Origin of the sequence: Streptosporangium album (assembly GCF_014203795.1) — a bacterium.
Classification (GTDB): Bacteria; Actinomycetota; Actinomycetes; order Streptosporangiales; family Streptosporangiaceae; genus Streptosporangium; species Streptosporangium album.
Genome location: NZ_JACHJU010000001.1, coordinates 219,928 through 242,962, shown reverse-complemented (window position 1 = coordinate 242,962; position 23,035 = coordinate 219,928). Strand labels below are relative to the sequence as shown.

At 70.7% G+C, this 23,035-nt stretch carries 24 protein-coding genes and 1 riboswitch; of the genes, 14 read left to right on the top strand and 10 right to left on the bottom strand.

All coding sequences use genetic code 11. The annotated features are described in order from the left end of the window. Positions 1-49: 49 nt before the first annotated feature. From FHR32_RS01040 to FHR32_RS47095, 4 genes are all read right to left on the bottom strand, one after another. Positions 50-778, bottom strand: a complete 729-nt coding sequence (locus FHR32_RS01040) for a phosphoadenylyl-sulfate reductase (protein WP_184752113.1) — start codon at positions 776-778, stop codon at positions 50-52. A 111-nt stretch (positions 779-889) separates the two neighbouring features. After that, complete coding sequence (locus tag FHR32_RS01035) at positions 890-1,033, bottom strand: hypothetical protein (RefSeq protein WP_012893136.1); 144 nt, start codon at positions 1,031-1,033, stop codon at positions 890-892. A 34-nt stretch (positions 1,034-1,067) separates the two neighbouring features. After that, on the bottom strand, positions 1,068-2,753 hold the full coding sequence (locus FHR32_RS01030; protein WP_184752110.1) for a nitrite/sulfite reductase: 1,686 nt from the start codon (positions 2,751-2,753) through the stop codon (positions 1,068-1,070). 148 nt (positions 2,754-2,901) lie between these two features. Continuing rightward, positions 2,902-2,985 (bottom strand): putative leader peptide, encoded by an 84-nt coding sequence (locus FHR32_RS47095; RefSeq protein WP_350917820.1) that lies wholly within the window; start codon positions 2,983-2,985, stop codon positions 2,902-2,904. Between the two features lie 283 nt (positions 2,986-3,268). On the opposite strand from FHR32_RS47095, the gene FHR32_RS01025 reads away from it, so the two are divergent. The 7 genes from FHR32_RS01025 (at position 3,269) to FHR32_RS00995 (ending at position 9,465) form a co-directional block, all read left to right on the top strand. Further along, positions 3,269-4,102, top strand: a complete 834-nt coding sequence (locus FHR32_RS01025; RefSeq protein ID WP_184752108.1) for a TIGR03084 family metal-binding protein — start codon at positions 3,269-3,271, stop codon at positions 4,100-4,102. 12 nt (positions 4,103-4,114) lie between these two features. Further along, positions 4,115-4,513 (top strand): YccF domain-containing protein, encoded by a 399-nt coding sequence (locus tag FHR32_RS01020; protein WP_184752106.1) that lies wholly within the window; start codon positions 4,115-4,117, stop codon positions 4,511-4,513. A gap of 72 nt (positions 4,514-4,585) precedes the next feature. Further along, positions 4,586-5,551: a YihY/virulence factor BrkB family protein gene (locus tag FHR32_RS01015; RefSeq protein ID WP_184752104.1), complete on the top strand. Its 966-nt coding sequence runs from the start codon at positions 4,586-4,588 to the stop codon at positions 5,549-5,551. Positions 5,552-5,569: 18 nt separating this feature from the next. Beyond that, positions 5,570-5,650, top strand: a riboswitch (ZMP/ZTP riboswitch). Between the two features lie 34 nt (positions 5,651-5,684). Beyond that, positions 5,685-6,941: a serine hydroxymethyltransferase gene (glyA, locus tag FHR32_RS01010; RefSeq protein ID WP_184752102.1), complete on the top strand. Its 1,257-nt coding sequence runs from the start codon at positions 5,685-5,687 to the stop codon at positions 6,939-6,941. A gap of 505 nt (positions 6,942-7,446) precedes the next feature. Then, positions 7,447-8,553, top strand: coding sequence for a ribosome small subunit-dependent GTPase A (gene rsgA, locus FHR32_RS01005; protein WP_312881814.1), 1,107 nt, complete (start codon positions 7,447-7,449; stop codon positions 8,551-8,553). 239 nt (positions 8,554-8,792) lie between these two features. Continuing rightward, on the top strand, positions 8,793-9,167 hold the full coding sequence (locus FHR32_RS01000; RefSeq protein ID WP_184752098.1) for a hypothetical protein: 375 nt from the start codon (positions 8,793-8,795) through the stop codon (positions 9,165-9,167). Between the two features lie 52 nt (positions 9,168-9,219). Beyond that, positions 9,220-9,465: a hypothetical protein gene (locus FHR32_RS00995; RefSeq protein ID WP_184752096.1), complete on the top strand. Its 246-nt coding sequence runs from the start codon at positions 9,220-9,222 to the stop codon at positions 9,463-9,465. 208 nt (positions 9,466-9,673) lie between these two features. On the opposite strand, the gene FHR32_RS00990 is transcribed toward FHR32_RS00995, so the two are convergent. The 4 genes from FHR32_RS00990 to FHR32_RS00975 all read right to left on the bottom strand — a co-directional run bounded on the left by FHR32_RS00990 (position 9,674) and on the right by FHR32_RS00975 (position 13,274). Next, entirely contained in the window at positions 9,674-9,988 is a 315-nt protein-coding gene (locus tag FHR32_RS00990; protein ID WP_012893126.1) for a WhiB family transcriptional regulator, read from the bottom strand. A gap of 103 nt (positions 9,989-10,091) precedes the next feature. Continuing rightward, positions 10,092-10,934 (bottom strand): ferredoxin family protein, encoded by an 843-nt coding sequence (locus tag FHR32_RS00985; RefSeq protein ID WP_376773358.1) that lies wholly within the window; start codon positions 10,932-10,934, stop codon positions 10,092-10,094. Between the two features lie 280 nt (positions 10,935-11,214). Further along, positions 11,215-12,711 (bottom strand): glycerol-3-phosphate dehydrogenase/oxidase, encoded by a 1,497-nt coding sequence (locus FHR32_RS00980; RefSeq protein WP_184752093.1) that lies wholly within the window; start codon positions 12,709-12,711, stop codon positions 11,215-11,217. Then, positions 12,708-13,274: a TetR/AcrR family transcriptional regulator gene (locus FHR32_RS00975; RefSeq protein ID WP_184752091.1), complete on the bottom strand. Its 567-nt coding sequence runs from the start codon at positions 13,272-13,274 to the stop codon at positions 12,708-12,710. The genes FHR32_RS00980 and FHR32_RS00975 overlap by 4 nt, the downstream gene beginning before the upstream one ends. A gap of 46 nt (positions 13,275-13,320) precedes the next feature. Here FHR32_RS00975 and FHR32_RS00970 point away from each other — a divergent pair, with 46 nt between their 5' ends. From FHR32_RS00970 to FHR32_RS00940, 7 genes are all read left to right on the top strand, one after another. Beyond that, positions 13,321-14,898: an FAD-binding oxidoreductase gene (locus FHR32_RS00970; RefSeq protein ID WP_184756297.1), complete on the top strand. Its 1,578-nt coding sequence runs from the start codon at positions 13,321-13,323 to the stop codon at positions 14,896-14,898. Positions 14,899-15,052: 154 nt separating this feature from the next. Then, on the top strand, positions 15,053-16,279 hold the full coding sequence (locus tag FHR32_RS00965; protein ID WP_184752089.1) for a serine/threonine-protein kinase: 1,227 nt from the start codon (positions 15,053-15,055) through the stop codon (positions 16,277-16,279). Between the two features lie 8 nt (positions 16,280-16,287). Next, positions 16,288-16,683 (top strand): LamG domain-containing protein, encoded by a 396-nt coding sequence (locus FHR32_RS00960; protein WP_184752087.1) that lies wholly within the window; start codon positions 16,288-16,290, stop codon positions 16,681-16,683. 95 nt (positions 16,684-16,778) lie between these two features. Continuing rightward, positions 16,779-18,287, top strand: a complete 1,509-nt coding sequence (locus tag FHR32_RS00955) for a metallophosphoesterase family protein (protein ID WP_184752085.1) — start codon at positions 16,779-16,781, stop codon at positions 18,285-18,287. Between the two features lie 35 nt (positions 18,288-18,322). Next, a complete protein-coding gene (locus FHR32_RS00950) occupies positions 18,323-19,918 on the top strand; it encodes a bifunctional 3'-5' exonuclease/DNA polymerase (protein WP_184752082.1) in 1,596 nt (531 codons plus the stop codon). A gap of 102 nt (positions 19,919-20,020) precedes the next feature. Continuing rightward, on the top strand, positions 20,021-21,283 hold the full coding sequence (locus FHR32_RS00945) for a sensor histidine kinase (RefSeq protein ID WP_184752080.1): 1,263 nt from the start codon (positions 20,021-20,023) through the stop codon (positions 21,281-21,283). Further along, complete coding sequence (locus tag FHR32_RS00940; protein ID WP_184752079.1) at positions 21,189-21,851, top strand: response regulator transcription factor; 663 nt, start codon at positions 21,189-21,191, stop codon at positions 21,849-21,851. The genes FHR32_RS00945 and FHR32_RS00940 overlap by 95 nt, the downstream gene beginning before the upstream one ends. Positions 21,852-22,034: 183 nt before the next feature. On the opposite strand, the gene FHR32_RS00930 is transcribed toward FHR32_RS00940, so the two are convergent. Both FHR32_RS00930 and FHR32_RS00925 read right to left on the bottom strand, forming a co-directional pair. Next, entirely contained in the window at positions 22,035-22,283 is a 249-nt protein-coding gene (locus FHR32_RS00930) for a hypothetical protein (protein ID WP_221465206.1), read from the bottom strand. A 70-nt stretch (positions 22,284-22,353) separates the two neighbouring features. Beyond that, positions 22,354-22,959 (bottom strand): helix-turn-helix domain-containing protein, encoded by a 606-nt coding sequence (locus FHR32_RS00925; RefSeq protein ID WP_184752075.1) that lies wholly within the window; start codon positions 22,957-22,959, stop codon positions 22,354-22,356. Between the last annotated feature and the right edge of the window lie 76 nt (positions 22,960-23,035).

Below are 23,035 nucleotides of genomic sequence, written 5' to 3'. Positions count from 1 at the left end.
GCGTCCCGGCCCCGGGCTTCGGCCCGGGGCCTCAGCCGCGGGGAGAGCGTCAAAGATGCAGCCCGCATTCCGTCTTGGCCATGCCGGCCCAGCGGCCGCTGCGCGGGTCCTCGCCCGGGGCGACCTGACGGGTGCAGGGGGCGCAGCCGATCGAGGGGTAGTTGTCGTAGTGCAGCGGGTTGATCAGCACGCCGTTGTCGGCCATGTAGTTGTCGACGTCGTCCTGCGTCCACCGGGCAATCGGGTTGATCTTGACCATCTGGCGCTTGGCGTCCCACTCCACGACCTTGACGTCGGCGCGGGTGACCGCCTCGTCGCGGCGGATGCCGGAGACCCAGGCGAGGTACGGCTCCAGCGCCCGGTTGAGCGGCTCCACCTTGCGCAGGTAGCAGCAGAGGTCCGGGTTGCGCCCGAACAGACGCGGGCCGAGGTCGCGCTCCTGTTCGGCCACCGTCCGCGACGGCTTCACGTCGATCACGTTGACGTCATAGACCTGCCGTACGGCGTCGCGGGTGCCGATCGTCTCGGCGAAGTGGTAGCCGGTGTCGATGAACAACACGTCGACCCCCGGCTTTACCCGGCTGACCAGGTCGATCAGCAGGGCGTCGCTCATCGAGGAGGTCAGGCAGAGACGGTCGCCGAACGTGGCCGCCGCCCAGCGGATGATCTCCAGGGCGGAGGCGTCCTCCAGGAACTTCGCCGCCGACTCCACGATGTCCTGCAGGTCGAGCGCGCCGCGCTGTTCGCGTAATCCGACTTCGATGTCCACCAGTGTCATCGGTCGCTCACCACTCCTCATTCGCTACGCACGGGCTTACCGGGCGCGCCTCCGGCACGACGCATCGTGCCTCGCGGACCACTGCGCTCACTACGTCGGGTTCGCTCCGCGTCATGACCGCACTCCGATTCCAAGAAATTTCAGCTTGAACGCGCGGACGCACGAGCGGCAGTACCAGCCGCCGTCGCCCTCGTAGGGTTCGAGGTCCTCTTCGCCGCAGTAGGGGCAGTGGAAGGGGACCGCTCGCTCGCTCACCGGCCTCTCCTTCCCCCACGGGCCGCCGGGCGGCTCATTTGAGGTCCGCCTCGTCGGCGCGCTGGACCCAGCCGGAGAAGGTCTCGCCCTCGTTCTTCTGCTTCTCGAAGTTGCGCACGACGCGCTCCACGTAGTCGGGGAGCTCCTCGGCGGTGGCCTTCAGCCCGCGGACCTTGCGCCCGAAGCCCGGGTTGACGCCGAGGGAGCCGCCCAGGTGGATCTGGAAGCCCTCGACCTGCTCACCCTTGTCGTCGACGACGAGCTGGCCCTTGAGGCCGATGTCGGCCACCTGGATGCGCGCGCAGGAGTTGGGGCAGCCGTTGACGTTGATGGTCAGCGGCTCGGAGAAGTCCGGCAGGCGCCGCTCCAGTTCGTCGATGAGGTCGGCCGCGGTGGCCTTGGTCTCGACGATGGCCAGTTTGCAGAACTCGATGCCGGTGCAGGCCATGGTCTGGCGGCGGAAGGTGGAGGGGGTGACCCGCAGGTCGTTGGCCTCCAGCTCGGCGACGAGGCTGTCCACCCGGCCGGGCGCCACGTCGAGGATGACCATCTTCTGCTCGACCGTGGTGTGCACCCGGTCAGAGCCGTGCCGCTCGGCGATGTCGGCGATGAGGTGCAGCTTGTCGCCGTCGAGGCGGCCGACCTTGGGGGCGAACCCGACGTAGAAGTTGCCGTCCTTCTGCCGGAAGACGCCCACGTGGTCCCGGCGCCCGCCACGCGGCTGCTCGGGCGCCGGGCCGTCAGGCAGGGCGTAGCCGAGGTATTCGGTCTCGAGGATCTCCCTGAACTTCTCGGCCCCCCAGTCGTTGACCAGGAACTTGATCCTCGCCCGGTGCCGCAGGCGGCGGTAGCCGTAGTCCCGGAAGATGCCGATCACGCCGCCGTAGGCCGGGGCGACCTGCTCGGGGGTGAGGAAGACGCCCAGCCGCCTGGCCAGCATCGGGTTGGTCGACAGGCCGCCGCCCACCCACAGGTCGTAGCCCTTCTCGCCGCGCTCGTTGACCACTCCCACGAAGGCCACGTCGTTGATCTCGTGGACGGTGCAGTGCGCCGGGCAGCCGCTCACCGCGGACTTGAACTTGCGCGGCAGGTTCGAGAACGCCGGGTCGCCGATGTAGGTGTCGTGGATCTCCTGGATCAGCGCGCTGGAGTCGTCGAGGACCTCTTCGGTGTCGATCCCGGCGAGCGGGCAGCCCAGGATGACGCGCGGGGTGTCGCCACAGGCCTCGGTGGTGGACAGGCCCACGGCCTCCAGCCGCTTCCAGATGTCGGGGACGGCCTCGATCTCGATCCAGTGGAGCTGGATGTTCTGCCGGTCGGTGACGTCGGCGGTGCCCCGGCCGTAGAGGTTGGAGATGTCGGCGATCACGCGCAGCTGCTCCACGCTGAGCCGGCCCCCGTCGATCCGGACCCGGAGCATGAAGTAGCGGTCGTCGAGCTCCTCCGGCTCCAGGATCGCGGTCTTGCCGCCGTCGATCCCGGGCTTGCGCTGGGTGTACAGCCCGTACCAGCGCATCCGGCCCCGCAGGTCAGCGGGGTCGATGGAGTCGAAACCGTTCTTGGAGTAGATGTCGATGATCCGCTGACGGACGTTGAGGCCGTCGTCGTTCTTCTTGCTCTCCTCGTTCTTGTTCAGCGGTTCGCGATATCCGAGAGCCCACTGACCTTCGCCGCGCGGGCGCTTGTGGTGGCGGTTAGCCGGCCTGGCCGGGGTCGTCATGTGCGCGTCCTTTGGATCGATGGAGTGATTTCCGGACACGCACAGGAAACATCCACCGCCTCACCGTCAAGGCCGGAGTGTCGCTCGCTCACAAGGAGAGGACGCCTGTCGCGCGCCCGAGCTGGATGAAATCAGCGAGGGGCGACGGTCAACGGACGTCACAACAGATGGCACTGCGGACACGCAGAAGGTCGACGTGGCGTCGCACGACGAGCAATGGGTCCGCTGGCATGTCTCAGACGATACCCTGGCCGCCCGAGATGTCCAATGTCGGGTCCACACTCTGGACTCTTCGCAGGCACAACCTTGGCCCGGCTCACCCCTGGCGGGGCCAGTCCAGCGGCGACTCGGAGGGCCGCTCGGCTTCCTGATGCTGGCAGTCGCACCACGACCCGCCCCGGCACTCGGTGTGACGGCGCTTCTTGCACTGTTCGCAGATCACATCTCCATTGTGGGGGCTGTCCTCCTAGAACAGCGCTCGGTACTCTCTGTCCGGACGGGAACAGGGAGGCGTCATGGGCCTGATGGACGAGCTGTCGGCCGATCTGCGCGCCGAGACCGCCGAACTCAACGCCATGATCGGCGGGCTCGACCCGGCCGGATGGGAGCTGTCCACCCCGGCCGAGGGCTGGACGGTGCGCGACCAGATCAGTCACCTCGCCTGGTTCGACGACGCCGCCACCGCCGCCGCGACCGACCCGGACGCCTTCCGGGCCACGCTGCCGGCCTTCCTCGGCCGGGGCGACTCCGCGGTGGACGAGCTCGTGGCCGCCTCGCGCACCCTCACGGCCGGCCAGGTCCACGGCTGGTTCCGCACCGCGCGCGCCCGGAGCCTGGAGGCCCTCGCCCGGCTCGATCCCTCGGCCAGGCTGCCCTGGTACGGCCCCGACATGTCGGCCGCGTCCTTCGTCACCGCGCGGCTGATGGAGACCTGGGCACACGGCCAGGACGTGGCCGACGCGCTCGGCCTCGTCCGCGTCCCCACCACCAGGCTCAGGCACGTGGCGACGCTCGGGGTCCGGGCCATGCCGTACGGCTTCGCGATCCGCGGACTGACACCGCCCGCCGGACCGATCCGGGTGGAGCTGACGATGCCCGACGGATCACCGTGGACGGCGGGGCCGGCTGGGGCGGCGGACGTGGTCAGGGGCACGGCGCTCGACTTCTGCCTCCTGGTGGTCCAGCGCCGCCACCTCGACGACACCTCTCTGGACGTGCGGGGTGAGGGGGCGCGGGCGTGGACCCGGGTCGCCCAGGCGTTCGCCGGGGCGCCGGGTGAGGGGCGGGCGCCGCTCGGATCAGGGATTTCCCAGGGGCATGCCGGATGGAATCGGTCCGATCCCATCTGAAATGCTCAGATCATGCGGACTCTACTGAACGTTATCTGGCTGGTGTTCGCGGGGATCTGGCTGGCGATCGGCTATGTCATCGCGGGTGTCATCTGTTGCGTTCTGATAATCACCATCCCCTTCGGCATCGCGTCGTTCCGGATAGCCGCCTACGCGCTGTGGCCCTTCGGGCGGACCGTGGTGCGCGACCCCGATGCGGGCGTGCTCTCCACCATCGGCAACGTGATCTGGTTCGTCGTGGCCGGCATCTGGCTGGCGATCGGGCACCTGCTGACCTCGATCCCGCTCTTCCTGTCGATCATCGGCATCCCGCTGGGGATCGCGAACATCAAGCTGATCCCGGTGTCGCTGCTGCCGTTGGGCGCCCGGATCGTCGACGTGGACGACGCCGCCGTGTTCCACCGCAGGTAGCGCGGGTGGTTGATTCGATCGTTGCCGGGCGGACTCGTGATCAAGCACCCCCAGGAAATACCGTGGTGTGCCATGACGCCCACCGACGCTCCGGCACACCGGCCCGGACCCGACCGGAGCTCGCCGCGCGGGCGCCGGGCCAGGATCCGGGCCGGGCTCTCCTGGGCCCGAGGGACGGGCATGTGGGCGCTGGCCAGCGCCACGACCAACGCCGGTGTCGCCTACCGCGTCACCGGCCTGGCCGGCGAGGCGGCCTTCTTCGCGTTGCTGTCGCTGCCGCCGTTCATGCTCGGGCTGATCGGCGTGCTCGGCCAGCTCACCCGGGTGTTCGGCCCGGAGACGCTGCAGAACGTCACGGACTGGATCGACACGCAGGCGCACCTGCTCTTCACCGACAACGCCGTGGACACCGTCGTCACACCGCTCGTCGACGACGTGCTGAAGCCCGAGAACCAGGTCTCGCTGATCTCGCTGGGCTTCCTGCTGGCACTGTGGTCGGGCTCGCGGGCGCTGTTCGTCTACGTGGACCTGATCTCGGTCGCCTACGGGCTCGGCGAGGAACGCGGCATCATCCGCACCCGGCTGATGTCCTTCGGGCTCTATCTCGCGGGCCTGCTGATGGGGCTGCTCGTCATGCCGGTCCTCGTCCTCGGCCCCGCGGCGCTGCGCGGAGCCCTGCCCCCGGACTACGCCGCGCTGGTGGACAGCCTCTACTGGCCGGTGGTCGTCGTCGGCTCGGTGTTCTTCCTCACCCTGCTTTACCACGTGAGCGTTCCGGTGCGGACGCGCTGGTGGCGAGAGCTGCCCGGGGCACTGCTCGCCCTCGTCATCTGGATCGCCTGCGCGGCGGTGCTGCGCACGGTGCTCGCCGCCTGGTTCTCGCCGGTCTCCATCTACGGCTCGCTCGCCGCCCCGGTCGCCGTGCTGCTCTGGCTCTACATCACCGCGCTGGCCGTGCTCATCGGGGCCACGCTCAACGCCGAGGTGGACCGGCTCTGGCCGGTGAACGGAGCAGGCCGTACGAGCCGTGCCGGGTAGGGCCGGACGGTCCGCTATCGTCTAAAGCGCGACTGGCGCATTGGTGGGAGAGACCACCGGGGAGCGGAATGGCGAAGGCCGTGCGCCTGGGTTTTCGCGCGATGTCAACGATGACACAGGGAGTCAACGCGTCATGAGTTCTCTTTCCAGCGTCGATCCGCAGATCGCCGAGCTCATCAGGGCGGAGGAGCGCCGTCAGGCCGACACCGTCAAGCTCATCGCCTCGGAGAACTACGTCTCCAAGGCCGTTCTGGAGGCGACCGGCACCGTTCTCACCAACAAATACTCGGAAGGGTATCCGGGCAGGCGTTACTACGAGGGCCAGCAGATCATCGACCAGGTCGAGACGCTCGCCATCGAGCGGGCCAAGTCCCTGTTCGGCGTGAACCACGCCAACGTCCAGCCCTACTCGGGCTCGCCCGCCAACCTCGCCATCTACCTGGCCTTCCTGCAGCCGGGCGACACCGTGATGGGGATGGGCCTGCCGTTCGGCGGCCACCTCACCCACGGCTGGTCCGTCTCGGCCACCGGCAAGTGGTTCAACCCGGTCCGTTACGGCGTGCGCCAGGACACCGGCCGCGTCGACATGGACGAGGTCCGTGAGATCGCCCTGCGTGAGCGGCCCAAGCTGATCTTCTGTGGTGGCACCGCGATCCCGCGCACGATCGACTTCCCAGCCTTCGCCGAGATCGCCCGTGAGGTCGGCGCGGTGCTCGCCGCCGACATCGCGCACATCGCCGGCCTGGTGGCCGGTGGCGCCCACCCGTCGCCGGTCGGCCACGCGGACGTCATCTCCACCACCACCCACAAGACCCTGCGCGGTCCCCGTGGCGCGATGCTCATGGCCACCTCCGACGAGCACGCCACCGCGCTCAACAAGGCCGTCTTCCCGGGGCTGCAGGGCGGTCCGCACAACCACACCACGGCGGCCATCGCGGTGGCGCTGAAGGAGGCGGCGACCGACGACTTCAGGGACTACGCCCGCCAGGTGGTCCTGAACGCGAAGGCGCTGGCCGAAGAGCTCAAGGGGCGCGGCTTCGACCTGGTCTCCGGTGGCACCGACAACCACCTCATCCTGTTCGACCTGACCCCCAAGGGCATCGGTGGCAAGCCCGCCGCCCAGGCACTGGACAGGGCCGGCCTGGAGACCAACTACAACACCGTGCCCTTCGACACGCGTAAGCCGTTCGACCCCTCGGGCATCCGCATCGGCACCGCCGGAGTGACGAGCCGGGGCATGGGGGTGACCGAGATGCGGCAGATCGGCGCCTGGATCGACCAGGTCGTCACCGCTCTCGCCAAGGACGAGGACGAGGCAAAGCACGTCATCACCCGGGTCCACGGCGAGGTCACGGAGTTGACCTCGCACTTCCCGGCTCCGGGCCTGTGACCTGATCCGGCAGGGCCTCGGAACACGCGTGACGCTGCCGGCGGATCCGTCCTGCCGCACCAAGGGCCGTTGACGAGATGGCCCGAGAGAAGGCGCCGAGATCCCGTCCGATCATCTCGATCGGGCGGGATCTCGTGTTCCGGGCTGGGATGGGCTGAAGGGGCCGCCGGCCGAGCCGTCCCAGACGGATCGCCTCGACGCACAGCTCGCCCCGCACCGGACGGGCCAGCGCGTCCTCGGCGAAGTGATGTTCCGGAGAGGTGGTTTCCGGCCGCCGATGTCATGGCGGTGTGCCGTTAACGGCTTGCGCGCGAAGGGCGGGTCTGCGCTAATCTTCTGTCACGAAGCCGTGCCGTAAGGCGTGTGGCCACGAACTCCGGAGGTGAGGATTTATGCGGGTCGTTCTGGTGAGCCTGCCATCCATCAACCTCCGGGTGCCCGCCTAGCCCATCTCGCGCAGGGGCGCCCGGCTCTTCCAAAGGGTGTACCCACGTTGTCTTCGCCAGTGTTCTCTGGTTCTTCCATTCTCTCCTCGCTCGGCTGGAACGACTCTCTCGCCGCCGAGCTCCCCGACGGGCTGATCCCGGCCCGGGTCTCCCGCGTGGACCGCGGCGCCGCCGAGGTGCTGTCCGCCGACGGCCACTCGCAGGTCCACTACAGCGCGCACGTACGGCGGTCCGCCGCCGCCGATCCCGTCGCCCTGCCCTGTGTGGGGGACTGGGCCGCACTCCGGAGGCTGCCCGAGGGCCGCTTGGAGCTCGAGGCGCTCCTGCCCCGCCGTACCGCGTTCGTGCGCGGTGGCGTCGGCAGGGTCTCCCGGGGCGGCCTGTCCGGCGACTCCCAGGGGCAGGTGCTCGCGGCGAACGTCGACGTCGTGTTCGTCGCCGAACCCGCCCTGCACGCGACCGACACCGCCGACCTGGGCCGGATCGAGCGGCTGCTCGCCCTGGCCTGGGAGAGCGGAGGCCGGCCGGTGGTGCTCGTCACCAAGTCCGACCTTATCGGCGACGGCCTCGACTTCCTGATGCGAGAGGTCGCCACGGCGGCCCCCGGAGTGGACGTGCACGCGGTCTGCTCCGTCACGGGTGAGGGGGTCGAGATCGTGCGCGGCTACCTGGAGGGGACGCGCACCGCCGTGGTGCTCGGTGCTTCGGGCGCGGGCAAATCCACGCTGGTCAACGCCCTTGCGGGGGAGGCGGTGATGGAGACCCAGCAGGTCAGGGCCGGCGATGGCCGGGGGCGCCACACCACGGTGCACCGCGAGCTCATCCCGCTCGCGAGTGGTGGCCTCATCATCGACACGCCCGGTATCCGCCGCGTCGGCCTGTACGACATGGGTGAGGGCGTGGACATGGTCTTCTCCGACATCGAGGGCCTCGCCGGGCGGTGCCGCTTCGCCGACTGCGTGCACAACAGCGAGCCCGGCTGCGCCGTGATCGCCGCGATCGAGGACGGCACGCTGCCCGAACGGCGGCTGGAGAGCTGGAACAAGCTCCAGCGTGAGGCCGCCTGGATGGCGTCCAGGAGTGACGCGCGGCTCCGCAAGGAGTTGCAGAACCGGTGGAAGGTCATCCACAAGGAGATGCGGAAGTCCGGCCGGAGCCGTCCGTGACCTCCGGGGCGTGGTGACTCCGGACGGACGGTGAGGGCAAGCGTCTCCCGCATGCGGTAGGAGTGGGTGCCTGCCCGCTCCCGCCCGCCGCCCCGGCGGGCGGGAGCGGCCGCGCGCCGGTCCCGGTCCGCCACGCCCTCTTCCGCTTCACCGGCTCGGCCATGGTTACGCTCCCGGGCGATCCATTGTTATTACTCGTCGCATAGGTTCAACTACTCTCAGTAGGTAAGCTTTCAGGTGTGATCGCCGGCCTGCGCGGACGCGCATCCTCACGGCGCCGCCGGGCGGCGCCGTGGATCGCGCTCCTCGTCTGCCTCGGGCTCTGTCTGGGCTGGCACCCGGAGGTCGTGGGGGTGTCGGGAGGGTCGCTCGCCGAGGTCGTCGTCGGCGACGCGCAGCCTGCCGACGGACCGCCTGCCGTGTCCCTCGTCCGTCACGGCCAGAGCAGGCGTGATCCGCGCGCGCAGAACAGGGGGGCCGCCATCCCCGGCCTCCCGGCCGTGGCGTCGCCGGCGAGCGGGGCGCCGGGCCGGAGGGCGGACGCCGGAGGATTCCCCGCCCTGCCACAGGCCCAGCCCGATCGGCTGACACTGCTGAGCATCTCTCGCATATAGGTCCGACGGCTCGCCGTCCGGATCAGCACAGCATCATGCGAGGAGAGAGTTCATGAAAGAGATCGACGCGGTCACCGAGGCCTGGGACTTCCAGTGCCTGCGCTGCCTGCACGTGTGGGAGGACGTCTATGAGGCGTTTCACGCCGACGACGGGCGTCCGGTCGTGTGGCGCAGGCGGGGATTCGTCACCACGGCGCCGTGGGTCGACCGGAGCTGCCCCAACTGCTCGGCACCTCAGGTCAAGCCGCTGCCGTCATGCGGCCGGCGGGATGTACGGAAAACTCCCCCGCGAGGTTGAGCGTCCACGGGGGAGCGATGATGGCCTAGAGTGAGAGGGACTGTAAGCGGCCGACCGGAAATGCGGGTCCGGCGCCGCCGATGGTCCTACCGTCCGGTGTTTCTCGGCGCGTTCGGCGCCTGAAACATCCTGACCCTACACAGCGACGTGTGATCTCGCAGGGGAATCAGCGAGATCACACGAGGGGGAAGCCGGGTGGAGGTACTGCTCAGGCGACGGCGCTGATGCCGGCGCTGGCGGCGCGGCGCATGCGACGGCGACGCTCGGAAGCGCGCTCGTCCTCGTTCAGGCCGCCCCAGGTGCCGTACTTCTCCGGGCGGGACAGCGCGTAGTCAAGGCACTCGGCGCGTACGGGGCACTGGGCGCAGATGGCCTTGGCCTTACGCTCGCGAATGTCACGCTCGGGCTGACGCTCGCCGTCGGGACCGAAGAAGAGCACGAGGTCCTCACCCCGGCACGCGGCGTCATCCTGCCAGCCCCAGCTGGGCCGAGGACGGGCGGTCTGCCGACGTACCTGAGACATGAGAAAACCACCTTTTAGTGAGGGTATTTCGGGTTAGTGCCGCATTGGACGTTTATGACGTCCCTGATTCCAACGCCTGGATTGGCCGTGATGTTCCCTCAGGTCAGGTGAGGGCGGACGTGGCGTACCGCACAGGTGTGACCCTGTCCAGCGAAACCAGCCGATAGGTAGTGATCGTGTCGGCGCAAGCCGTACCGCATGGCGTTGTCAACGTCATGGGCTCAACCACTACCCGAAAACGAGCGTCACTACCGCGCACCAACGCCTCGGTTGTGCCGCCGTCCGACCTGGAGGATTCCACGGCCACTCCGCCGACCGAGAGCTCGCCCGTATGGGAGCGGACGAAATGCTCGGCGGCTTGCAATGGCTCAGGGATGCCCGCGCGTCCCCGGAAACGGTCGAGGATCACCTCGCCGGACCGGTACGCGTCGGCTGCCGCGATCGCAGCAGCCTGAGACATGCTGCCGTAGTAAAGCCCGTGTGGCAAGCACACGAGGTTGGCGGCGTAGCGATCGCCGCCGACATGTGATGTTTCCCATATTCTGTCTGGCAATATTTCCGCCAGAGCACGAGCGAGGGGTAGTCCAATGCGGGCGCAGCACGCGTTGCGCTTGGCATGCGTGCAGACCAGAAATACCGGCTCACTCACAAGTATGCAGGACTCCGGGACCACTCCGGCCGCCAAGGCATCCATGTCAAGATCGTCCGGACCTGCGATGACGCCCTCGGCGAGCCATGGTTCGGCGGCCGTGGAGTCGGCGACCATGACGTGAATGCCGGTGCTCCGGTGGCTCCGCCGCCCGGGGCGGCGGATGAGTTGGGGCCGGATGCCGAGGCTCGTGGCCCGTTTGATAAGAGTGTGTACGTCCTCCGGGAGGAAGCAGTCCTCCAGATGGGATGCCCAGGGGCCGGAGTGCTCGATGAGCAGCCAGAACCGTGCCCCCACGGTCGCGCTGGCGAGAACCGGCAGGGCGCCCGTGTGGCATTCCCGGGGGTGCGTGCACCCCTTGGCCGCCCGATCCGGAACGCTCCTCCTGGTCACGCGCACCCCTCCCTTTGAGACTTAGGTTAGACTAACCTAACGGTCTTGAAGGTGTGGCGCGGGGGGTGTCGGGGACGCCCGGCACGGATGAGGCCATAGGGCCTCCGAGGGCCCTGCGTCAAGAGGGTGGTGTCAACTGGTGTCAATGCCCTGTTGTCAATAGCTGCGCGAAAAACAATGCCTGTCAATATTCCAGGGCGGCCCGCGCCGCGGGCAGGGCGGCCGTCCGGTCCGCGGGGACCAGGCCGATGCGGGTCCGGCGGTCGAGCAGGTCCCCGACGTCCAGCGCACCCTCGTGCCGGACCGCCCAGACGAGCTCGGCCCCGGTGACCCCGGTCGGCAGCGGCTCGGCCAGCGCGGGATCCTCCGCCATGAGCGCCCGCAGGGGCCCCGCCTCGCTCCCGTAGCGCTCCTCCAGCCGTCCCGGCGTCCCGGCGCCCCCGGGGGTGAATCCGACCAGGGGCAGCCGCGCCGTACGGCTCTCGCCCGCGTCCAGGCCCCGCAGCCGCACCGCCCGGTCGACCGCGTCCTGGGCCATCCGCCGGTAGGTGGTCAGCTTGCCGCCCACGATCGTGACGACCTCGTCCGCGGAGGTCAGCAGCGCGTGCCTTCTGGACAGGTCGGCGGTGCGCCCCTCGGCGGCGAGCAACGGGCGCAGTCCGGCGTAGGCCCCGGCCACCTCCTCCCGCCTGACCGCCACGTCCAGGACCGAGTTGAGCACGCCGAGCAGGAACGTCACGTCCTCCTCGGGCGCCTCCGGGACGTCGGGGATCGGCCCCTTCACCGGCTCGTCGGTGAGTCCCACGTAGATCCGGCCGTCGATCTGGGGGAGCACCAGCGCGAACCGGTTGCTCTCGCCCGGGATCGGCACGTGCAGCCCGGCACGCAGGCCGGGCAGGGTCTTCGGCCGGAGCACCAGGTGGGTGCCCCGCGAGGGACGCATCCGGATGTCCGGGTCGAGCTGGGCGGCCCAGACCCCGGCGGCGTTGACCACCGCCCTGGCCCGGAGGGTGAAGACGTCCCCGGTGAGCTCGTCGCGGACCCGTGCCCCATCCCCGGCCAGCTCCAGCGCCCGGCATCGGGTCAGGATCCTCGCCCCCCAGGACGCGGCCGTCCTGGCCAGCGCGACCACCAGCCGCGCGTCGTCGACCAGCCGCCCGTCCCAGGACAGCAGCGCACCGCGCAGCCCGTCCGGGCTCAGCGGCGCGGCGAGGGCGAGGGCCCGTCCGGTGGAGATCCGGGAGGGGCCGGGGAGCAGCCGGCGGGGCGTGCGCGCCGCCGCCCGCAGCCCGTCGCCCAGCCGGTAGCCGGTCATCACCGTGGCCGCCTGGGCCCTGGACACCGCCGGGGTCAGCGGCAGCAGGTACGGCGCGGCCCGCACCAGGTGCGGGGCGGTGTGGCGGAGCAGGACGCCGCGCTCCACCGCGCTCTCGTGCGCCACCTTCACCTGGCCCTTGGCCAGGTAGCGGAGCCCGCCGTGGATCATCTTGGAACTCCACCTGGAGGTGCCGAAGGCCAGGTCGTGGGCGTCGATCGCGGCCACGGACAGGCCCCGGGAGGCGGCGTCGAGCGCCGCTCCGGCGCCGGTGGCGCCCAGCCCGACCACCAGCACGTCCACCACGAGGTCCCCGGCCTCGGCGAGTTCGCGCGAGCGGCGGGCGGCGTTGAGGGAGGAGTTCACGGGCGCAGGTACCTCTCCAGGAGCGTGGCGAGCTCGGCGTCCAGGTCGTCCTGGGTGAGGGGGCCGAGCATGGTCGGGCCGGACAGCAGGAAGGACTGGGCGGTCAGCAGCACGGCCCTGGCCAGCGTCCCGGGGTCGCCGGGCCGTACGGTGCCCAGGGTCTGACCTCGCGCGATCGCCGACTCGACGAGCGTGAGCATGGCCTCGTGGCTGGAGCCCCTGCGCTGAAGCAGGTACGGCAGGAGTAGCTCGGGATCCACTTCGACGATCTTGCGCCAGAGCGGATGGTCGCGCAGCTCCCGCACCACCCCGACCGCCGCGGTGACCGGGTCCTCGGTGGCGAACCGGCTCGCGACGAGCACCCATTCGCGGGTCATCAGATCGGCGACGAGGCCGCGCACGTCGGGCCAGCGGCGGTAGATCGTCATCCGGGAGAGCCCGGCCCGGCGCGCCACGTCGGTGAGCGTGGTCCGCCGCACCCCGACCGCGAGCACCATCTCGCGGGCGGCGTCGAGGACCGGGTCGCCGTTTCCCATGGTCGTATTGTGACGGATGGACGTCATCTGTCACAGTGTAGAGGTGGAAATTCCGACAAACGCCGCCGAACCCATGCTCTGGTCCGGCTGGGGCGATCCCGCCAAGGCCTCCGAACTGCCCGGACCGATCCGCGGGCTGCTACGGGACATGCTGGGCGTGCAGGCGCCGGAGACCCCGGCGGTGAGCTTCGGCGAGGTGCGGCTGCCCGTGGTGGCGCTCTCCCCGCTGGTCCTGACCGAGCTGCGCGGCATCGTCGGCGCCGACCACGTCCGCTCCGACGACGACGCGCGCATCCGGCACACCCGGGGCAAGTCCACCCCCGACCTGATGCGCATGCGCGCGGGAGACGGCTCCGACGCCCCGGACGCCGTGGTGCTGCCCGGCTCGCACGCCGAGGTGCTGGACCTGCTGCGGGTCTGTGCCGCGCACCGGGTCGCGGTGGTCCCGTTCGGCGGGGGCACCTCGGTGGTCGGCGGCCTGGTGGCCGCCCGGCGTGGCTTCGCCGGGGTCGTCGCCCTCGACCTGGCCCGGCTGAACCGGCTGGTCTCGGTGGACGCCGAGTCGATGGTGGTGGAGATCGAGCCGGGGCTGCGCGCGCCGCAGGCCGAGCGGCTCCTCGCCGGGCACGGGCTCACCCTGGGGCACTTCCCCCAGTCGTTCGAGTACGCCACGCTGGGCGGCTTCGCGGCGGCCCGCTCCAGCGGCCAGGCCTCGGCGGGATACGGCCGCTTCGACGACATGGTCGTCGGGCTGACCGTGGCCACCCCCCGAGGCACCCTCGACCTGGGCCGTGCGCCCAAGTCCGCCGCGGGTCCCGACCTTCGCCAGGTGATCCTCGGCTCCGAAGGCGCCTTCGGCGTGATCACCTCTCTACGGCTCCGCGTGCGGCGCGCCCCCGCCGAGCGGATCTACGAGGGCTGGCGGTTCGCGTCGTTCGCGGCGGGTTCGGCCGCACTGCGGCGGCTCGCTCAGGACGGTCCCGTGCCCACCGTGCTCCGGCTCTCCGACGAGACCGAGACGATGATCGGCCTGGCCCGGCCGGGCGAGCTCGGCGGCCTGGCGGCCGACGCGGGCTGCCTGGTCATCGCGGGCTACGAGGGCCTGCCCGAGGAGGTGCGCTCGCGGCGGGAGGGCGCCGCGGCGGTGCTGGCCGGGCTCGGCGGTGTCCCTCTCGGTCCCGGGCCGGGGGACTCCTGGGCGCACGGCCGCTACTCGGCGCCCTATCTGCGCGACTCCCTGCTCGCCGCCGGAGCCACGGTGGAGACGCTGGAGACGGCGGGGTTCTGGTCCAACCTCCCCCGGCTCTACGACGCCGTACGGCTCTCGCTGCACGCCTCGCTCGGCTCGCCGCTGGTGATGTGCCACGTCTCCCACGTGTACGGCACGGGCGCCTCGCTCTACTTCACGGTCGTCACGGCCCAGAGCGGAGATCCCCTCGTCCAGTGGGAGGAGGCCAAGCGGTCGGTCAGCGAGGCGATCGTCGCGGCCGGAGGCACGATCTCACACCACCACGGCGTCGGCCGCGACCATCGGGAGGCCTACGCCACCGAGATCGGCGACCTGGGCGTGGAGATCCTGCGCGGGGTCAAGGACAGACTCGACCCGGAGGGCATCCTCAACCCCGGCGTGCTGATGGCTCAGAGCCAGTAGTGCCACGTGGCGGGCCGCCCGCCGCGGGTGATCGCCCGCGGCGTCCGGGCCGCCCGCGACGGTCTCCTGGCAGGTTCGTGCAGATCGAGCCCTGTTCCCGAACGCCTCCCGCTACGATGATCAATCTTTACGGGAGCGAAGAGGGCATGGGGGAATGAAACAGCAGGATTCGAGCGGTCATCCAGCGTCGTTAGGGCCCTACCGGGTCATCGAACGGCTGGGCCGGGGTGGGATGGGCACCGTCTACCTCGCTGAGGATCCGGCCGGGACGAGGGTCGCGGTCAAGGTGATCAACACGGAGCTGGCCGGTGATCCGATCTTCGCCGAACGATTCCGGGACGAGGTGACGGCCGCCCAGCGCGTGCGTCGGTTCTGCACGGCGCCGGTGCTGGACGCCGACTTGACCGGCGATCCCCTCTACGTGGTCACCGAGTTCGTTCCCGGCCCCACGCTGGCGGAAGCCGCCCCGCTGACGGGCTCGAATCTGGAGGCGCTGGCCGTCGGGGTGGCCACCGCCCTCACCGCGATCCACGGTGCCGGAGTCGTCCATCGCGACCTCAAGCCCGCCAACGTACTGCTGTCCCCGCTCGGGCCGCGCGTCATCGACTTCGGCATCGCTCGCGCGCTCGACACCCTCTTCGAGCGGACCGCCACCGGCCGGATCGTCGGCACCCCCGACTACATGGCCCCCGAGGCGCTCCGTGGTGAGCCGGTGACCCAGGCGTTCGACGTCTTCTCCTGGGGCTGCGTGGTGGCGTTCGCCGCCACCGGCCGCGCCCCGTTCGGCGGCAAGACGCTCACCGAGGTGCTCTACAAGGTCGTGCACGAGCCCCCGATGCTCAACGGCCTCGATCCCGGCCTGCGCGAGGCAGTCGAGGCGGCACTGCACAAGGACCCCGCTCGACGGCCGACGGCCCAGCAGCTCCTGGACCACCTGGTCGGCCGGAGCGACGTGGACAACGAGAAGATCGCCGGGACCCTCCGGCTGACCCTCCTCGACTCCGCGCCGGCACCGGGACGGCCCAACCCCGACCCGCCCGCGGGAGAGCACCCCGGCGGACGCAGGCCGAAGGCCTCTTCGGGGGGTCGCCGCCGCGCGCCGGCCCGCAAGTCGCCGCCCAGATGGCTCGCCATCGGTGGAGCGGTTCTGGCTTTGGCCCTGGCCGCGGGGGGGGAGTGCGCCTCTGGTTCGAGGAGAGCCCTCCTGATGAGGCGGAGCTGGTGTTCGCCGACGACTTCTCTCAGAACAAGGGCTGGCCGCGGGACGACTTTTCCTACGGCCAATATCCGGGCTACTACAGCCTCACCACTCACGGCGACAACCTTGAGCATTTCGCGAATGCGCCGATCAACGTCCTGCCGCCGAAGGCGACCTCGCTGAGCGTCAAGATGCGCATGCCGGACGGCGAACCGGATGGCCAGGCGGGTCTTTACTGCCACGGCCGCCGCGATCAGAACGCCGACGATGGCTACGAATTCCACATCCGCCGAGACGGCCGCGCCTCGATTGCCAAGAGGATCAAGGGCGACGCGCGCGATTTGACGCTCGCTGAACGGATCCCCAGATACCGCGCCGACAAGCTCGTCACGCTGCGCGCGGTCTGCCTGCAGGAGCCGCGGCGGGTCCTGCTGACGTTCTGGGTGAACGACGAACGGGTCGCCACGGTGGTCGACGACGAGTCACCGCTCAAGGCGGGCGCGGTGGGACTCATGGCGCGCCAGACCTCGGGAAACCGGAGATCCACCGCGGCGCACTTCGACGACTTCCGGCTGGGCCGTCTCTGACCGTTTCCACCGGCTTCCGAGGGCTCCCAGAGCGCCGCCGGGTGCGGGCGCCGGGAATGGGTGCGGTTCCGTAAGATCAACGCCAAAATATGGTCATGACTGATGTCGGGCGGGCTGCGGAGCGCGGGCGTGAGGTCTCCTCCCGGGTCTCGGAGGAGGGAGCGGGCTGGGCCTGCACCGAGATCGGCACCTTCAAGGATCTGCGGCCCAACGGGAAATCCTTCACCTGGCTCAGCCCTCGCACCATCTGGAGGTCGAGGAACGAGGTCCTCGCCGGCCTGTTCGGCGACCCCTCGGGGCAGGTCCGGGCGCGCTGGGTGGCGTCCCAGCGAGAGCGGGGCGTCGACCCCTCCTTCCGGATCCCGATGGACGTCGGGCCGGAGTTCTCCTTCCTCGTCCTCGGTGACACGGGGGAGGGCGACGCCTCGCAGTACGCCGTGGTCCCCGGCCTGCTCAAAATCGGCGCGGACACCGATTTCGCCGTCATCGCCAGTGACGTGATCTACCCCACCGGGTCCGGGAACGAGTACGACGACAAGTTCTTCCGTCCCTACCAGGACTACCGGGCGCCGATCTACGCGGTCCCGGGCAACCACGACTGGTACGACGGGCTCGGCGGTTTCATGCGCGTCTTCTGCGACGCCCCCGCCCTCAAGGCCGAGCGGCAGGGGTTCACGCTGTCGCCCGCCGGGCTGCGAGGGCTGCTCTGGCGCAAGCCGGAGAGGATCGACGAGGCCCGGCTGGCCAGGGCGCGCGAGCACCGGCCACTGCCCGAGCAGCAGGCCGTGCAGCCCGCGCCGTACTGGGCGATGGAGACCCCCGGACTGCTCATCGTGGGAGTGGACACCGGGATCCACAGCACGCTGGACCGGGAGCAGGCGCAGTGGCTGCGCGAGGTCTCGCGCGATCCCCGGCCCAAGGTGCTGATCACCGGCAAGCCCATCTACACCCGTAACGAGTACAAGCCGTCCAAGCTGGAGGGGGGCGGGACGGTCGACGACATCGTCGCCGATCCCGCGCACAACTACGTCGCGGCGATAGGCGGCGACGTGCACAACTACCAGCGCTTCCCGATCAGGGCCGGTGACCGGACGATCCAGTACATCGTGGCGGGCGGCTCCGGGGCCTTCATGCACGCCACCCACACCACCCCCAGGGTCACGGTCGGCGGCGTGCACGAGGACGACTACAGGTGTTACCCGCTCCGCGGCGACTCGCTGTCGTTCTACAGCAAGCTCTACAGCGAGCGGCTGCGCATGCGCTGGCTCTACCTGACGCCGGCGGAGAGCGCGACGCTGATGTCCAGGCAGATCGGCAACACCCCGGTCCGGGATGTCCCGCCCGCCCGCATCACCCGGCGGATGCGCTGGGCGGCGCGTATTCTCGGCGGCTGGCCGATGCCGTTCCGGCTGCCCGTGGGCAGGGTCTTCCACCGTTACCTGTCGGAGCTGTCCGACTGGGACACCCCGCCGTTCTTCAAGAGCTTCCTGCATGTGTCCGTGACGCCGCAGGCGTTGAAGATCCGGTGCTTCGCGGCCACCGGCTGCCTGTCGCAGGAGATCGAACCCCCGCTCGAGGACGAGGTCGTGATCTCGCTCCTCTGATCGGAAATGTCGGTCCTCCATGGCAGGCTGGGCGTATGAACGTGGCAGTCGCCGCAGGTCCCGGCGGTGGAGGTGTCCTGCGGCCGGACGGGCAGGCCGCACGGGCCGTCGCCGAGCTGGCGGGAGCCGTGCGGGAGCTGGAGGCCGGCCGGCCGCGCTGGGTCTGGGCCGACACGAGAGAGGTCTATCCCGCGCTGCTCGCCTCCGGCGTGCGGCTGACGCGCTGCCACGACCTGACGCTGACCGAGGGCCTGCTGCTGGGATACGAGGGGCGTTACGGCGAGCCCCATTCGGCCCGGGCCGCCCACGCGCGGCTGCACGGCCTCCCGGTGCCGGAGGACCACCACGGGCCGCGGGCGCGGCAGGCCACCCTGTTCGAGGAGGAGCCGCCCCCGCCCGACGCCGACCTGGTCGCCGAGGTCCACGCCGACCAGCTCAGGCGGATCGAGTCCGTCGAGGATCCGGGACGCTTCCGGCTGCTGGTCGCCGCCGAGTCCGCGGGGGCGCTCATCGCGGCGGAGATGGGCCACGAGGGCATGCCCTGGCGGGAGGACGTGCACGACACCCTCCTGACCGGCCTGCTCGGCCCGCGCCCGGTGCACGGCATGCGGCCGGCCAAGCTCCAGGCTCTGGCCGACCAGGTGGCGGCGGCCTTCGGCACGCCGTTCAACCCCGACTCCCCGCAGCAGATCGTCAGGGCGTTCAAGTCGGTGGGCCTGCCGGTCGCCTCCACCCGGGCCCATGAGATCAAGAAGATCGACCATCCCGGTGTCGCGCCCCTGCTGGCCTACAAGGAGCTGGCCAGGATCTACAGCTTCCACGGCTGGGTCTGGGCCGACCAGTGGGTCCGCGACCACCGCTTCCGGCCCGAATACGTGGTGGGCGGCGTGGTGTCGGGCCGGTGGGCCACGAGTGGCGGCGGCGCGCTGCAGATCCCCAAGGTGATGCGCAAGGTCGTGGTGGCCGACGAGGGCTGGACGCTGGTCGTCGCCGACGCGGCCCAGCTCGAGCCCCGGGTCCTGGCCGCGATGGCCGGGGACGGCGGCCTGGCCAGGGCGGCCGGGCAGACCGACCTCTACCAGGCGTTGGCCCAGCCGTTCGGCGGCGAGCGTGACAACGCCAAGCTCGCCATGTTGTCGGCGATGTACGGCGGGACCAGCGGGGACGCGCCCAAGCTGCTGGCGGTGATGCGGCAGCGCTTCCCCAGGGCCTACCAGTTCGTGGAGGACGCCGCGCGGAGCGGGGAGGAGGGCCGCCTGGTCCGCTCCTGGCTCGGCCGCACCTGCCCGCCGCCCTCGGCCCGCTGGCGTGAGCTGGTCTCCGGCCCCGAGGGGAGCCGGGCGGCCCGTGACCGGGGCCGGTTCACCCGCAACTTCGTGGTGCAGGCCACCGCGGCGGAGTGGGCACTGGCGCTCATGGCCGTGCTGCGCGGACTGCTGCCCGCCCCGGCCAGGCTGGTGTTCTTCCAGCACGACGAGGTGATGGTGCACTGTCCGGCGGAGCTGGCCGAGGAGGTCGTCGCGGCGGTCGACCGGGCGGCCGAGGAGGCGACGGGGCTGCTGTTCGGCCCGACCCCGGTGCGGTTCCCGATGCAGGCCCTCGCGGTGCGGTGCTACGCCGACGCCAAGTGAGCCGGCGCCGGCCGGGCTCGCGCCGGATCGGCCGGCCCGGGTCCGTCTGATCCGGCTCGGAGGCAACGGACGAGTTACGCCGGCATGGCCTACTCTTTGATCATGAGGGGTCTGCGGGTGGCGTGGCGGGCGTTCCGCCGGCCACGCGTCGCCGACCTCCTGCTGGCGCTGCTCGTCTGGGTGCTTCAGGCGATACTCGCTTTCTCCATGGGTGTGCGGGTGCCCCTGCCCGTGGTGCTGCTGCTCGACACCGCTGCCTCGGCCGCCCTGCTCTGGCGCCGTGACCGGCCGTTCGCCGTCCTGACGCTCGCGGTGGCCTGCCATCTGGTGACCGTCGTGATCGGCGGGACCGCCTGGGTCGGCGGGGCGGCGACGTGCGCGCTGTACTCCGCGGGCCGGTACGGCGCGCCGCGGCGTGCCTGGATCGCGGCCGCGGTGGTGGACCTGTCCGGCTCCGTCACCGTCCAGGTGCTCTACCTCGTCCGGGGGGAGAGACCGTCGATGACGGGGGCGCTCGGGGCGCTGGTCGTCGTCGGGCTCGGCCAGCTGCTGCGGTTCCGCCGGGAGCTGGCGGACCGGGCGAGGGCCGAGCTCGCCGAGGCGGCCGTGCGGGCCGAGCGCCGCCGGATCGCCCGGGAGCTGCACGATGTGGTGGCCCACCACATCACCACGATGAATGTGCTGGTCGGCGCGGCCCGCACGACCATGACCCGCCATCCCGGACAGGCCCAGACCACCTTGCTCACCGCGGAGCGAGCCGGGCGTGAGGCCATGGCGGAGATGCGGCAGTTGCTGCACGTGCTGCGCGCCGACGACGCCCCCGGCACGGAGTCCGCCGGGTACGGCACGGCCGCGCTGCCCGCGCTGGTCGCCAGGGCGGGGGAGACCGGCCTGCCGGTCGAGTTCGAGGTCGCCGGTGATCCGGTCGAGCTGAGCGCCTCGGTGGACCACACCATCTACCGGATCGTCCAGGAGGCGCTGACCAACATCCGCAAGCACGCGGGCGGCGCGCGGGTCAGCGTCCGGATCACCTACGGCCCGGGACGGTGGAGGTCGAGGTGTTCGACGACGGCTCCGGCGCGGGCGTCGCCGACGGGCCGGGCGTGGGCGTCATGGAGGGCGGGTTCGGCCTGGACGGCATGGCCGAGCGGGTGGCCGCCTGCGGCGGGTGGCTGCGGGCCGGGCCGCGCCCCGAAGGGGGCTTCGAGGTCCGCGCCCGCGTTCCCGCGTCCGCCGTGCCGCCCGCGCCCGCCGTACGAGAGGGGAAGACGTGATCGAGGTCCTGGTCGTGGACGACCACGCACTCGTCCGTGCGGGCTTCCGGATGATCCTGGACGCCCAGGACGACATGGCCGTGGTGGGTGAGGCGGAGGACGGCGAGCAGGCGCTGCGCCGCACTCGCGAACTGTTGCCGGACGTGGTCCTGATGGACCTGCACATGCCGCGGGCCGATGGCGTCACCGCCACCGGCGCGATCACCGCCGAGCTGCCCGAGGTGCGGGTGCTCGCGTTGAGCACCTTCGACCTGGACGAGTACGTCGTCGACGCGCTGCGGGCCGGGGCGTCGGGCTTCCTGCCCAAGGACATCTCCCCGGAGGAACTGGTGGAGGGCGTGCGGGTGGTGCACCGGGGTGAGTCGGCGGTCGCGCCCCGGCTGCTGACCCGGCTGATCGGCACGTTCGTCCAGGCATCCCGGCCCCGGCACGCGATCGCTCCGACGGCGCTCTCCGAGCTCACCGACCGCGAGCGGGAGGTGCTGGCGCTCATCGCCCGCGGCCGGTCCAACGCCGAGATCTCCACGACCCTGCACCTGGCCGCCTCCACCGTGAAGAACCACGTGACCAGCCTGTTCGCCAAGATCGGCGCCCGTGACCGGGCTCAAGCCGTCATCGCCGCCTACGAGGCGGGACTCGTCACCCCCGGGGACCGCTGACCCGGGCTCACGGGTGTGGTGGCTTCCCCTCGGGGAGGGCCGCGAGCACCTTCTGCTCAACCTCGTCGCTGGTGCGGGTCGGCATCGTGTGCGGACGCGACGACCGGGTCTCCAGACCGACCATGTGCTCTGACCGACCTGGTCGCGACCGGGTGGTACCGCACGTTCACTGCGGCCGAGGGGTCATCGCCGTTGAGCAGCTCGAGTCGGACGGGGGCGCCCCCCGGCGGGCTGCGCGTCTTCGGGATGGTGCGTGAGGACGGACACCGGCCCCTGCCACGCGCCGCCGTAGATACCGCTGACGTCGGGGTAGGCATCGAAGCCATCCCGACCTCCCAGCACGGCGCCGGTCGTCTCGGCGTACTCCTCGACAAGGCCGGGGCGGAACGAGATCCCGGTCATCCAGTCCATCGCGTGGTTCGGTCTCGCCACGAACCCGTCCAGCGACATCCCTACGTCAACCAGACGCGCCCACTGCTACCAACCTCCTGGCCGGGTACAACTAGTCGGGTTGCCGGGGTGGGTGTTCTGTCTTGGGGCGGGCGCGGAGGTGTGCGCGTTCGCCCTGCTTGCCGAACAGGCTGAGGAACTCGACCGGTTCGGCGTCGGTGGCGCCGAACCAGTGCGGTACGCGGGTGTCGAACTCGGCGGCTTCGCCGGGTGAGAGCGCCAGATCGTGTTCACCGAGGACGAGCCGCAGCCGTCCATTGAGGACATAGAGCCATTCGTAGCCCTCGTGGGTCTGTGGATCGGGTTCCCTTCGGTGGCTGCCGGCCGGGATCACGAGCTTGTATGCCTGGATGCCGCCGGCGCGGCGGGTCAGGGGCAGCATGGTCATGCCGTGGTGGGTGACCGGGCGCAGGTGGATGCGCGGGTCTCCGGTGGGTGGGGCGTCGACGAGTTCGTCGAGCGTGACGCCGTGGGCTCTGGCCAGAGGGAGCAGTAGTTCGAGGGTCGGCCGGCGGGTGCCGGATTCCAGCCGGGACAGGGTGCTCACCGAGATGCCGGTCGTCGCCGACAGGTCGGCCAGTGTGGTTTCGCGCTGCCGGCGCAGCGCGCGTAGCCGGGGTCCGACCGCGGTGAGCGCTTGGCCGAGGTTGTTGTCCATGTCATCAGTTTGCCATGTCGGCAAAGGAGTTTGCGCAAATGGCTGATGGGCTCGCGTATTTGTCGTGGAGGTGGTC

What these genes read in the sequence shown, in the direction of transcription:
- FHR32_RS47095 (WP_350917820.1), bottom strand. Translation starts at nt 2,985, where the DNA reads ATGCCAGCGGACCCATTGCTCGTCGTGCGACGCCACGTCGACCTTCTG.
- FHR32_RS00945 (WP_184752080.1), top strand. Translation starts at nt 20,021, where the DNA reads ATGAGGGGTCTGCGGGTGGCGTGGCGGGCGTTCCGCCGGCCACGCGTC.
- FHR32_RS01040 (WP_184752113.1), bottom strand. Translation starts at nt 778, where the DNA reads ATGACACTGGTGGACATCGAAGTCGGATTACGCGAACAGCGCGGCGCG.
- FHR32_RS00950 (WP_184752082.1), top strand. Translation starts at nt 18,323, where the DNA reads ATGAACGTGGCAGTCGCCGCAGGTCCCGGCGGTGGAGGTGTCCTGCGG.
- glyA (WP_184752102.1), top strand. Translation starts at nt 5,685, where the DNA reads ATGAGTTCTCTTTCCAGCGTCGATCCGCAGATCGCCGAGCTCATCAGG.
- FHR32_RS01015 (WP_184752104.1), top strand. Translation starts at nt 4,586, where the DNA reads ATGACGCCCACCGACGCTCCGGCACACCGGCCCGGACCCGACCGGAGC.
- FHR32_RS01020 (WP_184752106.1), top strand. Translation starts at nt 4,115, where the DNA reads ATGCGGACTCTACTGAACGTTATCTGGCTGGTGTTCGCGGGGATCTGG.
- FHR32_RS01025 (WP_184752108.1), top strand. Translation starts at nt 3,269, where the DNA reads ATGGGCCTGATGGACGAGCTGTCGGCCGATCTGCGCGCCGAGACCGCC.
- FHR32_RS00960 (WP_184752087.1), top strand. Translation starts at nt 16,288, where the DNA reads ATGCGCATGCCGGACGGCGAACCGGATGGCCAGGCGGGTCTTTACTGC.
- FHR32_RS00965 (WP_184752089.1), top strand. Translation starts at nt 15,053, where the DNA reads ATGAAACAGCAGGATTCGAGCGGTCATCCAGCGTCGTTAGGGCCCTAC.
- FHR32_RS00975 (WP_184752091.1), bottom strand. Translation starts at nt 13,274, where the DNA reads ATGACGTCCATCCGTCACAATACGACCATGGGAAACGGCGACCCGGTC.
- FHR32_RS00955 (WP_184752085.1), top strand. Translation starts at nt 16,779, where the DNA reads ATGACTGATGTCGGGCGGGCTGCGGAGCGCGGGCGTGAGGTCTCCTCC.
- FHR32_RS01030 (WP_184752110.1), bottom strand. Translation starts at nt 2,753, where the DNA reads ATGACGACCCCGGCCAGGCCGGCTAACCGCCACCACAAGCGCCCGCGC.
- FHR32_RS00925 (WP_184752075.1), bottom strand. Translation starts at nt 22,959, where the DNA reads ATGGACAACAACCTCGGCCAAGCGCTCACCGCGGTCGGACCCCGGCTA.
- FHR32_RS00970 (WP_184756297.1), top strand. Translation starts at nt 13,321, where the DNA reads ATGCTCTGGTCCGGCTGGGGCGATCCCGCCAAGGCCTCCGAACTGCCC.
- FHR32_RS00990 (WP_012893126.1), bottom strand. Translation starts at nt 9,988, where the DNA reads ATGTCTCAGGTACGTCGGCAGACCGCCCGTCCTCGGCCCAGCTGGGGC.
- FHR32_RS00995 (WP_184752096.1), top strand. Translation starts at nt 9,220, where the DNA reads ATGAAAGAGATCGACGCGGTCACCGAGGCCTGGGACTTCCAGTGCCTG.